10 protein-coding genes are annotated in these 12,427 nt (G+C 59.9%); 2 read left to right on the top strand and 8 right to left on the bottom strand.

Translation table 11 applies throughout. The features are described from left to right. Window positions 1–3: 3 nt before the first annotated feature. Window positions 4–1,131, bottom strand: coding sequence for a sel1 repeat family protein (locus IPN28_00160; protein ID QQS57274.1), 1,128 nt, complete (start codon window positions 1,129–1,131; stop codon window positions 4–6). 551 nt (window positions 1,132–1,682) lie between these two features. Between IPN28_00160 and IPN28_00155 the strand changes: the two genes are divergently transcribed. Beyond that, window positions 1,683–1,859 (top strand): hypothetical protein, encoded by a 177-nt coding sequence (locus tag IPN28_00155; protein QQS57273.1) that lies wholly within the window; start codon window positions 1,683–1,685, stop codon window positions 1,857–1,859. An 81-nt stretch (window positions 1,860–1,940) separates the two neighbouring features. Here IPN28_00155 and IPN28_00150 read toward each other — a convergent pair whose 3' ends face one another. The 3 genes from IPN28_00150 to IPN28_00140 form a co-directional block, all read right to left on the bottom strand. Further along, complete coding sequence (locus tag IPN28_00150) at window positions 1,941–2,876, bottom strand: DUF1738 domain-containing protein (GenBank protein QQS57272.1); 936 nt, start codon at window positions 2,874–2,876, stop codon at window positions 1,941–1,943. 291 nt (window positions 2,877–3,167) lie between these two features. Further along, complete coding sequence (locus IPN28_00145; protein QQS57271.1) at window positions 3,168–3,398, bottom strand: hypothetical protein; 231 nt, start codon at window positions 3,396–3,398, stop codon at window positions 3,168–3,170. An 11-nt stretch (window positions 3,399–3,409) separates the two neighbouring features. After that, window positions 3,410–3,769 carry a DUF2958 domain-containing protein gene (locus IPN28_00140; protein QQS57270.1) on the bottom strand — a complete coding sequence of 120 codons (360 nt, stop codon included), beginning with the start codon at window positions 3,767–3,769 and terminating at the stop codon, window positions 3,410–3,412. Between the two features lie 26 nt (window positions 3,770–3,795). Between IPN28_00140 and IPN28_00135 the strand changes: the two genes are divergently transcribed. Beyond that, window positions 3,796–4,095 carry a hypothetical protein gene (locus IPN28_00135; protein ID QQS57269.1) on the top strand — a complete coding sequence of 100 codons (300 nt, stop codon included), beginning with the start codon at window positions 3,796–3,798 and terminating at the stop codon, window positions 4,093–4,095. Here IPN28_00135 and IPN28_00130 read toward each other — a convergent pair. The 4 genes from IPN28_00130 to IPN28_00115 all read right to left on the bottom strand — a co-directional run bounded on the left by IPN28_00130 (window position 4,092) and on the right by IPN28_00115 (window position 12,400). Continuing rightward, window positions 4,092–5,975: a ParB/RepB/Spo0J family partition protein gene (locus IPN28_00130; GenBank protein ID QQS57268.1), complete on the bottom strand. Its 1,884-nt coding sequence runs from the start codon at window positions 5,973–5,975 to the stop codon at window positions 4,092–4,094. The two genes, IPN28_00135 and IPN28_00130, sit on opposite strands and share 4 nt — an antisense overlap. Before the next feature lie 245 nt (window positions 5,976–6,220). Continuing rightward, the gene (locus tag IPN28_00125; GenBank protein ID QQS57267.1) at window positions 6,221–8,371 is read right to left on the bottom strand and encodes a DUF87 domain-containing protein; all 2,151 of its coding nucleotides are present in this window, start codon (window positions 8,369–8,371) and stop codon (window positions 6,221–6,223) included. A gap of 2 nt (window positions 8,372–8,373) precedes the next feature. Then, window positions 8,374–9,753, bottom strand: coding sequence for an SIR2 family protein (locus IPN28_00120; GenBank protein QQS57266.1), 1,380 nt, complete (start codon window positions 9,751–9,753; stop codon window positions 8,374–8,376). 109 nt (window positions 9,754–9,862) lie between these two features. Continuing rightward, window positions 9,863–12,400 carry an N-6 DNA methylase gene (locus IPN28_00115; GenBank protein ID QQS57265.1) on the bottom strand — a complete coding sequence of 846 codons (2,538 nt, stop codon included), beginning with the start codon at window positions 12,398–12,400 and terminating at the stop codon, window positions 9,863–9,865. Between the last annotated feature and the right edge of the window lie 27 nt (window positions 12,401–12,427).

Raw genomic sequence — 12,427 nt, 5'->3', positions numbered from 1 at the left:
CAGCTAACGAATGTATTGCTTCATGTAAACAGACGCTTTGTCAGTAGCCGCTGCCTTCTCGTCTGGTGTCATGTTCGCCAGCTTTGCATCTATGGCGGCCTTGGAACTTTCGATTAGCTTTTGCTCGAACTCCGTCTTTGGAACTTGGTGTACAGCTACGTATGCCCACGCATACGATTCAACAACGCTCTTACCGACACCTTCACCATTCCCGTAGATTGTTCCCAACATCGTCTGAGCACGGATGTCTCCCTGCTCCGCAGCTTTCCGAAACAGGGCTACCGACTTCTCGTGGTCTTTCGGGACAAAAGTTCCGCTGTGATAGAACGCTCCGGTTATGGATTGCGCTAGCGGGTAGCCGGCTCCCGCGGCCAAAATGCACGACTCGGCTTGTTCATCGTCTATCTGTGGGTCATCTGTGCAAACTGAAAACTGTTGTTCGAGGTACGCCTTCGCTGATTCAAGACTTCCATTGGCGGCGTTGGCGTACAATTCTCCGGCTTTCAGCAAGTCCTTTTGGACGCCGGTTCCCTGCACGTATGCGTTACCAAGTGCTAGGAATGCTTCGGGCAAATTGTTGTCCGCCGCTTGTTGAAAGTGGCGGAGGGCACGTTCGTCATCCTGTTTTGCGCCGTCACCTGTTAGGTAAATGTTCCCGGCGTAGAAATGTCCATATGCGTCTCCATTTGTGGCGGCAGACTCATACCACTTCAGCGCCTGACTCTTGTCAGTCTTCGTTCCCCATCCGTTGAAGTACATGATGCCGATAAAGCGAGCTGCTTGGCGCCGCTCGGTCTTGAAGGACTCGCCGTTGATTGCAGGAGACTTAGCAGTCGCAAGAAAGAGATCAAACGCTCTTTTGTAGTCCCGATCCACGTCGCGCCCCTCGTAATACAAGAGAGCAAGGTTATGCAGCGTGGTCGGATCGCCTTGTTCGCTTGCCTTCTGATACCAATGACGAGCTTTGTCGGCGTCCTTCGGTATCCCAGAGCCGTTGAAATACAGACGCCCTAAGTCTATTTGGGCATTGCCAAAGCCCGCCATCGCAGCTTTCTCAAGCCATGCGAATGCCTTGCTGTGATCTTTTGTAACGACTAAGCCTTTCTGATATTCAAGCGCGAGCAGGTGCATTGCCTTTACGTTCCCGCTGGACGCTCTTGCTTCGAGATTCGTGATGAACTTGTCCCGATCCGTGAGGTGTGATCGCAGTAGCGGAGCGGCGAGAACAAATACAACGCTGCATAACGCAAGAAGCAGTATCGTTACAATGAGAGTGTTTCCACCATACTTCATGACAAGTCTTTCAGTATTTGTCCTTCTGAGTAATACAAGCCTTAGAGGCGTAACAAGATTCGCGATTGCGAGTCAAACAAAACCTTTCGTTCTCGCAAGTTATAGTTGCCATTAGTGCAGCAAATTCATTTCACTCTTCCTTTGTCCTTTCGTCCTCATTACACCGTTCTTACCTCTGGTGGCGGAGTCCAGAATCTAGAGCCTTCAGTGCCGCAGTTCGTGCGGCGTTCTCCGTCATTTCGTTCACCTGCCTCTCATTTCCCGATCCTCCTTAGCGTTTTCATAAGACCTAACGAACCCATCCGACCTTTCACCCGATGATTCTCTGTGTGTCCGGGCATGAAAGGCTCGGAATGGTCCGGGCCTCCTGAACCCTCAAGGAGGACACTATGAAACTCACCACACGCTTCGAACTGGCTTCGAAATCCACCAGCGAACTGCGCGCGCTGTACCGCGACATCTTCAATGCGCTCGCGCACTTCGAGCAGCCGCATGAACGGCGCAACGCCATCGCCTCGATGCAAAACATCCGCGCGGAACTCTCTGACCGCGCCCCCGGCTTCTGAGGCTTGTGCTTCTGATCCGCCGCTTGCCAAAAAAACGCTCCCTTCCTCCGCTCAAGAGGAAGGGAGCGTCTTGTCGGTTGCTTACGCCGCGTCCTCCAGCCGCGCGGTCTGCAATCCGTACAGGAAATCTACGGCGCGCTGCGCGTGGGCAGCGGCCTGGAAGATTGCCCGCTTGTCATCGGAGAGAACCTTCAGCCAGTGGCCGATATAGTCCGCATGGTCCGCCCGCGCTTCCGGCGTGAGTCCGAGCGTTCCGCAGAGGAACGCCGCGCCAAGTTCGGCCACCAGCTCCTCGCGCGCATAGCCCTCATCCCCGAAGGACTTGCGTCCGAAGTCGCGGTCCAGGCGGGTCTTGTGCTTGGTCCAGTGGACCAGCTCGTGGCCTTTGGTGGCCGCGTAGCTTTCGGCGTCGCGGAAGGCTTCCGGATGCGGAAGCTGGATCACATCGGGTCCGGGCGCGTAGTACGCCATGTTGCCGCCATGCCGGAAGATGGCCCCGGTCGCCGCGAAGAAGGTCTCCGCGCTCTCAATGAGTTGCATCTTTTCGCCCGTCGGCGCGGGCGTGTCGGTGTAGCCTTCCGGCAGCCCGTCGATCTGCGCGACGTTGAAGACGGTGTAGCCCTTCATGAAAGGGATTTCCCGCTCGACATCCTGGCCGTTCTCATCGGCCTCGGTGGTCTTGAAGCGGTCGGCATAGACGACAAGCGATCCGTGCTCGCCCTTGCGGACATGGCCGCCGAGTTCGATGGCCTGCTTGAAGGTCATCCACTTGCTGGCGGTATAGCCCTTGTCCATGGCCTCGCCCCAGAGCAGCAGGATGTTGATGCCGCGGTAGGGCGTCCCGCAATGGCGCAGCGGCAGCGTGATCCGTCCGGCGGCGTGCTCTCCGCTCCACGGCTTGAGCCACGGGCGGATGCCCGCTTCGAGGTCAGCGATGATTTTCGCGGTGACGCGGCTATACACGTCCGCGCGGTTAGTGTTGGAAAAGCTCTTGATGGATGTTTTCGATTTGGTCATGGGACTCTCCTTGCAGGCGGAATTGCCTGGTGAGGTCCCCGGTCACGGCGCAGCGCAAGCCGTCAGGACTCGCGGAACGCGACGCGGCGAGTAGAGAAGCGACGGCAGTCGCTGAGCAACGGAGCGTCTTGACGGCGAGAACGACGTGATAAAATGAAAAACACAGGCAAGCCCCCTCCAACTCTTTCTTGGTCTTCGAGCGCGGATGCGCGCGAGGTCTGCGGCCTATTCGCAGGGCAGGACAAAAGAAAGACGCCGCGCGGCGTCTTCCCTGAAGAGTTTCTTGCGCTGTTACGCCGCCACCCCGTCATGGTCGGTCAGGACCATGCCGTCGGTGACGCTGACAAAGAGCGGCGTCATCGTGAAGCGTTCGCCCTCCTGCGTGACCGCAACGATGCAGCTTGCGGGCGCGCCGTTGACGAAGCAGGAGAACAAGGCGAAGTTCTCAAAGCGGCCCGAAGTCAGGGCTTCGAATGCATCCTTATGAGCGGGTGTGATGTTGGTCGTCCTATTCGTTTTCATGGCGGCCTCCCTCACGCCTGGATGCAGCCGTGAAGACGGGCCTCGTCGGCGTAGGCCGAAAGCGTCTTGTCGCCCGTGAAGTGCAGATCGCGTTCGACCGGAAGGCCGAGACGCCCGCGCAGCGATGCGATCTCCGAGAGCCGGACGCTGCCCATCTCCGGCGATCCGAAGCCGAGATCGCACAGGCCGAAGGCGATGTCGTTGTCCTCGGGATCGAGTTCGCTCAGCAGCCAGGTGCAGGCGGCGTCCGGCGTAAAGAGCTTGACGACAGGCGTGTGGTCGATCGTATCCAGCCCCTCGATCTGGCGCTGCGCGTTGATCGCGCCGTTCTTGAGCAGACGGCCGTGCTGGTCTTTGGTGAGAAGTTTCATTTTGAAGTCTCCTTTGGTTTGCGGTTTTGATGCGAACCACAGGAGCCGTGCGGACAAGGCGGCAGCGCACCCGCAGCCCTTGCGAAGGGGGAACGGGCAACACGGGACCCCGGACTCTTGATCCGGGGGAATGGAGCGGGCGGGCCGTTGCGCCGACGCCGCGCACGGCTACAACGGGGAGCCTTAAAGAAAACCGCAGGAAAGGAGACGGAAGGAAACTGCGCCGTACGATCCGCACGGCAGATGCGAATAAGACGGGATCAGAACAGCACGAACACGTCCGGCAGCTCGGCCCCGCCGGACGCGAGAAGGTTACGGAGCGTTAGGCCGCTTCGCGGATGCCGCCCTCTTCATCTAAAGCTTCTGGGTCGAAAGCATCCTCATCGAAGGCATCGTCGCCGCATGAGTCATCGCCTTCATCATCGGCGCTTTCACCAGCGGCTTCGGCTTCGGTATCGAACGGCTCTTGGGCGTCCTGCATGGCATCGGGATCGACCGCCGGAAAGAGCATGACCTCCGGCAACCAAGCACGGGCCTTCTCCTGCGCGGGGCTTGGAGCGGCGGCGCTCTGCGCGGCCACGAAGAACTGCGTGAGGCCGCTGACCAACTCGGATTTCTTATAACTGCCCAGACAAGACCGCCCCTCGCTGAAACCGCATTCCTTCGCAACGACGAGAAGCTGCTCACGGCTGCGCTTCTCGAAAAAGCTCCGGTCGGGACGCCAGTGGGTCCGCATGGCGATCTTCAAGTCCTGCGCGATGACATTAAACAGGCTGTCCTTGGTATCGAAGCGCTCGCAATCCTTCTGCCCGAACGAAAGCGCGGTCAGCAGCGTCTGGAACTGATCGAGATCGTGATCGGAGAAACCCTTGATGGCCTGATAGAGGGCAACCGGATCGAAACGCTCCGGGGGAAAGACGGACCACACATCCGCATCGGCGGCGGGGGCAAGGCCGAGTTTTCCGGCGAACTGCCGCGCCTGTGTCTCAAGAACGCGGTATGCGCCTTGCGGATCGTCCGCCCGTGCCAGAGCAGCGATGCAGGAATGCGGCTCCAGCGCCATGAAGGACCGGATGGCCGCGATGTCTTTGACAATCCGGGGGGAGGCCAGCAGAACTTCCTGCACGGCGATGCTCTTGTGGTGGGCCAGCATCCGGCGCAGCGGGACGGTATAAGCGGCTTTCGGTTTGCGCGGCGCGAGGGGATTATCGGCGAGGCGCTTGGCTGTGGATGACTTGACGGTCCGCTTGACCAGCCCTTCGCGGATTTCCACCGACCCACGCGGCGAGAGATTAATGAGTACGCCGCCGCTTTTTCCCTCCGGCGCGGCCTCATATTGCCAGTCGGGGATGCGCCATTCCTGCGTGACTTCAACCCAAGGAGCACTGGCGCGGTGATGGTCGGCCAAAGCCTTCACAGCCTCCTGCTGCAAGAGGATGAACTGCTCCCCGTCATCGAAGTAGCTGGACTCGCCCTCGGCAAAGAGATCGGTCGTGATTGTCCCTGTGTAACGTTCAACGGGAAAGAGCGCCTCCGCCACGCAGGGGCGGTCATTGAGCAGAGACTCTTTTATATCGTCCGCATCGAGGCTCCGGCCCCGTGCGATGCCCTCAAGGAGTCCGCGCTGGTCCTCATCGCTGCCGAGCGTCAGGGCTTCGGCCTGCGCCAGAGAAAGACGCTTGGCTTCAAGCGCCGCTTTTGCTTCCTTGCACAATCCATTCAGCGCGAGGCGGCGCTTGATGGTGGTGGCGGAAAGCCCCGTCTGTGCGACGAGGTCATCGAGCGCTTCCCCGTCCTTCACCAGCTTGGTGAGGGCGGCGGTCTGCTCCAACGGCGCGAGATCGGCGCGTTGCAAATTCTCGACGGTGGAGAGCCGCAAGGAATCCTCTTTTGAGAGCGCGGTGCGGACTTCGACCGGAACGGTGAACCCGTCCGGCAACTGCCCGCGTTCTTCGAGAAGTTTGAGGGCGCGGAAACGGCGTTCGCCGCTGACGATGGCAAAGCTCTTGCCGCGTGAGGGCCGCACGACCAGATTGTGCAAAAGCCCATCGGTGCGGATGCTGGCGGCCAACCCTTCGAGGGCGGCGGCATCGAACAGCTTGCGCGGGTTGGCCTTACAGGGAACGAGTTGAGAAAGAGTTACGGTTTGAATAGTCATGACAAAGTCCTTTCCGTCATGGGTGTTGAGTGCGCGGACCGCGACCATCGCGGCCCTTGTCCCCTCAAAACACAAAAACTGAAAAGAGGGTTGCGCCTGCAACCCTGCCCTTTGGCGAAAACGGGGTGTGCAAACGGAACGGAAAATCGACGGCGGGCGCAAGGCATCGCCTGAGCCTCGGGAACCGTCTATTTTCCGTGAAGTGCGCCGAGGGGCTGGACCCTAAGGAAGGAAGACCTTAGTAGCCGATCACCGCAGCAGGAGGTGAACTTTTCTGCGCTGTCGGCAGAGGCTCAGAAGGGAATGTCGTCGTCGAAATCGTTCGATGCCGTATTCGCACCGCCCGGTGGAGACGCGCTTGGCGTCGGCGCAACGGCCTGAGGTGGTGATGGGAGTGGTGATGGGGTCGGCGGGTTCAAGCCCCACGCACTGACCACTTCATCCAGCGGGAAGGGAGTCGTCTCCGTCCGCCATTCATGATAGGGCGCTGCCGTCTGGCTGTAGGGACCAGGTTGCGGCCTGTCGAACTGCACGCGGGCCGGAACGTGGAACGCGCTCCCGAACACGATGGCTTCGCCTGCGGCCAGGATGGTGACCTGATCGAGAAGACGGCGGGCCTGCATCGGAATGATCCGCTTGAAGTGGTCGATGTCATCCGGGTTTTGCAGCCGGTGCGAAATAAAGTTCGCACACTGGCTGATGATGGTCTGGCTGATCTCGCTGGGACGCTGACTGGCGATAATGAGCGATAGCCCGAACTTGCGGCCTTCTTTCGCGATGCGCTCGAAGGCCAGCCGGGACAGGGTTTGCCCCCGCTGTTCATCGGTGCGCGGCGGCCGTGCGTAGTTATGCGCTTCCTCCAGCACAAGCACCCAGGGATGTTTGTATCTGCGGGCGGCCGGCAGGTTCTCGCGTGTTTCCAGAAGCACGCGGCCGATGACGGTGCACGCATAGGGCAAGACTTCATGGCTGAGCATCGACAAGTCAATGATGGAAACGCGTGGACCTTCCCGCTTACCCAGGCCGAAGCGCCCCATCCACTCTTTCAGGGATGCGAAGGCCGTATCGGTGGATTCGTAGTTGAGAAACGACTGCCAGCGCGGATCGTCGAGCCGCGTCTTGAGGCGCAGCTTGAGCGTGGTCAGGTGTCCTTCAATGCGCGTCACTTCTTCGGCGGGCGTTGCGGCGTCCAACAAGGTCGGATCAATCAGCCATTTCTTGGGGACATGAAGAGGACTGTCCGCCGTGGTCGCGCTCAGGTGCGCCACGTCCAGGTCTTGCGCGATCAAGCTCTTGAGACTAGCGATGACGCTCTCCGCCGCAGCCCTGATTTGTGCTTCGTTTGCCGGAGACTCCCAATCAATGTTGTTATTGCCGACCGCGTTTTCCTGTGCGCTATAGGGAGCAAGTTCCTTCTCAAGATCGGCAAGCCCGCTGACCTGCCTCTGGCCCGCATAATCTTTAAGTATCCGGAGTTGCCGAAGACAGGTCTTCTTGTAGGGTTTGCTTGGCGCATCCAGAGTTTGCAAAATGTTGGTGGCTTTCGTGACCGCATGGCGCAAAAGGTTTGTTCCCCCGTCCGCCACGTTGGCATTGCCGGCTTTGGCAATCGCCCACCAGTCTTTCAGAACGGGTTCTTGTGTTTGCTCCGCCGCGCTGAGCCACGCGCATATTTCCGCAGCGTTGAGAAACCAGAGGGGAACGCCGAACTCCCGGCCATTGAGATAGATATGGTCAGGATGGCGTTCCAGACTCGGGTTTTCAGTGCCGAAGGCGCGGCCATATTCCCCGTTGATATCGAGGATGAAGACGTGCGGTTCGTTTCCGGCCTCGCCGAGCGCGGCCATCGCCTTTTGAACGAGGCTCGATACGGAGTAGGATTTTCCCGAACCCGTATTGCCGACGATGGCCAGAGGCCGCGAGAACAGATCGTTGTAAGACGCCTTGACGACGTTGTTTGGCTGTCCGGTCGGGCAACCGATTCGCAGCTCGCAGTCAAAATCGTCCTTATCGTAACCGTCCGGCCTGTTGCGGCTCGGCGGTGTCTCGAAGACAGCTTTCAGAATCTCGGGTGCGCCGATCTCGGCGGCCGCATCCAGTGTCGGCAGAACGGTGATGCCCGGAGAGAACAGCCCCCGCCCATCCAAGACTTCGATGGAGCCGAGCAACTGCACGTGCGCCACGCGCCGGGGTTTCATCAGCTCCAGGGTCAACTCGTCGCCCGTTCCCGGATCGAAACTCTCACGGGATTCGAGGTCGGTGATGATCCCGATGACGAGCTGCCCCGCGCCGATGGAAAAGGTCAGATACGAATTGATCGCGATGGCTTTGTGAACGCCATCGAGAGTGGCGCGCGACGCCGATTTTGTATCCGGCAGGACTTCAACCTTGACCCGGAATCCCTGGACGGCAACGATGTGACCGATGATTCGCGGATTCTCCATGCTCACGGCCCAGGATCATCGTTCGCGTCTGTTCGTCCGGCGGCGATCTGCTTTTCGAAGCGCCGCAAGCGCAGGAAGTCTTCAAGCCACTGAACATCCGGCATCACAGACCGCGCAAAATCATCGAACGTCGCGTGCGTGAACTTGGCCGCCGTGAACGCCGCGTCCGTCGGTGTCAGCACGAAGGCGCGTTTCCCAAGGTCTTTGTAGCGCCGGACGCGCTCGATGGTCGCACTCTTGGGATCGGGTTCGACCACCAGCATCACAAGGGACGGGTTCATCAGCGCCGTCTCTATGATCCGCGTGACATGGTCATCGCCAAACCCGTATCCAAGAACGAGCAAGAACGTCTGCGGCGCGCCCAGCCTGATCTGGAAGGAGCGGAACAGATGTGCAAACGGCATGGAGAGCGTCTGCGCGAATTTGTTGGCCGTCGGCAGGATGCCGACCGATGGAAGACTCTTTGCCAACGCGTCGAGCCTGGCGGCGCGCGCGACGCAATCCAAAGAACGGTAGTCCGTGAACGGCTGGAGGTCGGGATGCCGCGCCCGCAGTTCATCACCGCGAACCTGCCAGTGAATGGAGCCGTGCAGCTTGTAGAGATGGACGAACTTGTCGAACCGCCGGACGCGGCCTTCCGCGACCTCGCCGGGGTAGTAGATGTCGAGGCCGTAGACGGACGGATCGAAACGCGCATCGGCGCGCCCGGTGAATCCATCGAAATACTGGATGCCCAGCAATTCCAGCGCCTGCTCGAACAGCGTGTCGTAGTTGAGGGTAAACAGATGGGCGCGGCCAAGGTTGCTGTCGCGCGCGACCAGCTTCGCAAGGAAGGATAGATGCGGCGCGATCTGCGAAGAGCCGGAGGCCGGCGCATCGGGCAGCGAGAGCGCGCATTCGGCAAAGATCGACTGCCCGGCGCGCTGCACAAGCCACGCGAGATCGGCTTGCGTCGGATTGATGGAGCCTTTCCACTGCACCCCGCTGAACGGCGATGCCGGAGCCGTTGCCAGATGACTCGCGTTAACGAGAAAGGAGAGCCAATCTTCAAAACCTGACTTCCGCGATTCCGCCTTCCGGCCTTCGATGATCTTAAGGACATGATCCTTGACGACCCCATCAGGAACGCTGGTCGTTTCCTTGACTGTATCGAGCACGGCGTTTTCAAGGTTCGCCATGATCTTGCCGCCGCTGGTGACGGACGTGCCAGCCCCGCTGAGAACCACAAGGTTCTCCATGCGGAGCCACTCCGCAATCAAAGCTTGCAGACGATGCTTGGCGTCCTTGGCATTCTGAGCGTTAAGGAGATCGCTGACCTCTCCGCTATCGGACGGTCCTATGAGCCGATACGGTGTCGGCGCTTCCTTCGGTGTATCGGTCATCGCATCGGACCCCATTGTCCAGTCAGTACACAGCGGTACGGCCCTTCGTCAACTTTGAATTGTTTGAACGGATTTTCATAAGGCGTTAGCCGGGATGGCGCATGACCATCTACTTGCTCTCTTCATAAGGGCCGAGAAAGCGCTCGCCGTTGAAGTGGATCAGATGGCTGGGCGCATCAGCGCACCAGACTTCCGTTTCCCATGAGATTTCGCCCAGGTAACGCCCCATGATCCCGCGATCCGGGAATGCGGTAACGTACACAAGGCCGGGCTTTGCGCCTTTGAAAAGCGTGGCCAGTTCGTTGTGGCGTTTGGAATCGACCGGGCCGTGGCTGGTGACGGATTCGACGAGAAGCAGCCAGTCCTTCTTTCCAAAGTAGAGCACCACGTCCGGCATCTTGCCGTGTCGGTCTACCGTGACGCCGAGCGCGGCGAGCCGCTCTTTCTGGAAGTAGCCCACCTTGTCGCCCGTATCGCCGACATAGATGACCTCGGCTCCGGGCGCGAAGCGCGGGGCGAAGTCGGCGATGATTTTCTTGATGAGTTCGCTGTGCGCACCGGGCGTGAGCGTGATCTCTGTTCCGTCCGCGACCTGCACGGGGATCATCTGCATCTCCCGATGTTTCGCCCACTTGGCAGCGAGCGTTTCCTGCCCTTCAAGGTAAACATCCAGCGTTCCTTTCCAAGCATCGGTCCCGAAAGTCAGGATGACGGCGTAGGCTTCCTCACTGATCTGGTAACAGGCTTTGGGGCTGTTGACGGGCCGCGCCGGGTCGTCGGGGTTGTAGAGCGCGATGCCGGCTTCGACGAACTGGTGCATGGTCTGGCGGCGGAAGGTTTCCCGCGTGTTGGGCGCATATTCGCGGCCAAAATGTTCGCGCGTGAAATCCATGATCGGCGTGATGCCCATGAGCGGACGCTCAAGCACATTCCATGCTCCCTCCGGCCTGAGATTGAGGAGCGCCAGCAACGTCAAGGCTGAGCGCTCATTGCGCTGGCCGCGCGGCATCCCGAGCGCCGTGAGGATTTTGAGGGCGTCGTCGATCTTGGCTTGCGCCCGCAGCGGGTTCTTGTCGTTGGCCATATGGGATAGCTCCCCCTCGATGATGGTGTCGATGTCGTGTTGGGAGAGGGTTGCGCCGTTCGCGTGCTGCCCGATGCGCTCAAGAACCTCCCGGCCCGGATATTTGAGCGACCGGAGATCGGTCGCGTTGACCTGCGTGTGGCCGTTGAACTGCCGGAAGTAGCGGTCCACGAGACTGCCGTTCAGATAAAGAGCAAGGCCCCGCGCCAGGTCGGCGGAAAGCCCGGCCTGCTTGGCATGAAAGACGTTCAGGTGGTTCTCGAATCCGATCAGCTCTCCCGGCAGGTCGGAGCCGTAAACGGACGCGACGATCCGGCGGCGCTCTTCCTTTGAGGTAAAGCGCTTCGTCACAACGAAATGCCCCTTGTTCTCCCAAAGCCATCGGCGGCTGTCGGGCGAGACAGCAATCGCGTTGGGCTTCTTCATCACCTTGGGCCAGACGAGTGCGCGATTCTGGAAATGTGCGGCGTAAAGAAGCGGGACGGTTCCCTTCTCGGGCTGGGCGCGCAGATCATCTTTCAACCGGAAATCCACAACGGGTCCGGTGGATACGTCTATGCCAAGATCGGTCAGCGTGGCCGTGAAATGGGCCATGCGGTCCACGATCCCCTGTTCCAACTCATTGACGGCGATATGGACGAAGCGGTCGGGATCGTTCGTGCGGATGACGCTGCCATACGGAACAGTGCGCTGAGTCATGTCTTCGGCAACGCAAGTTCCGTCGGCATCCCGATGAAAATCCCCGCCGTGGCTCGTGCTGATCGTCACTGTGGACGGCTTCGCGCCCTTGATGGCGTGCAGGATGATGTTCTCCTGCAGGACTTCATCGCCTTTGAAGGCGCTGTTACGTCTCTCGAAGATGTGGATGCGGTGCAAACCCATCATGGCGAAGAACTGCTCGCGGAAAGGTTTGAAGTACGGTCCATTGCAAAACGACCGGGGCACGATGGCGACCATCTCGCCGCCCGCGCGCAAACGCTGTGCGGCCAGGAACATGAAGGCGGTGTAAAGGTTGGAGGTTTCGATGCCCGCTGTGCGCAGAGCCGCCCGGTGCGCGGAGTCTGAATTGATCTTCTTGTAAGGGGGATTCATCAGGACATGCGAGAAGCGGCCCTCGTCGTCGCGCGCACCGTTGAAGATGTCTGGCTGCGCTCCCCATTTGTGCCCGAGGATGAAGTCGTCCTCGTGGAGCGCGCTGCGCGCTGTGATCTGCACATGGCGGCACTGCGCCACGGATTCATCCAGCGTATTGCGCAGATAGGAGGCCAACACCGGCTCAATCTCGTAGGCGACAAACACGACCGAACGGGGCTTCTCCGGGGCAGAGCTGATCCGCTCGACGAACGCGGCCGTCAGCGAGCCGACGCCTGCGCCGGGATCGAGCAGGCGGATATCGCCCGAGACATCGGAAAACAGGCTGGCCATGAACCGCGCAATCGGTGCGGGCGTCATGTACTGCCCGAGGTCGGACCGTCTGCGCGGATCGAGTTTGAGGACCGCATCGACGCGGTAGAACTCGGACGTGTCAGCGAAAGCAGGTTGGCTCAAAGCAGGTTGGCTCATCGCGCCGCCTCCAACGTGTTCAGGAGC

Source organism: Alphaproteobacteria bacterium (assembly GCA_016699735.1).
GTDB lineage: Bacteria > Pseudomonadota > Alphaproteobacteria > Micavibrionales > Micavibrionaceae > JAGNKE01.
The sequence above is the reverse complement of the archived record's forward strand: the minus strand, read 5'-3'. Positions and strand labels throughout refer to the sequence as shown.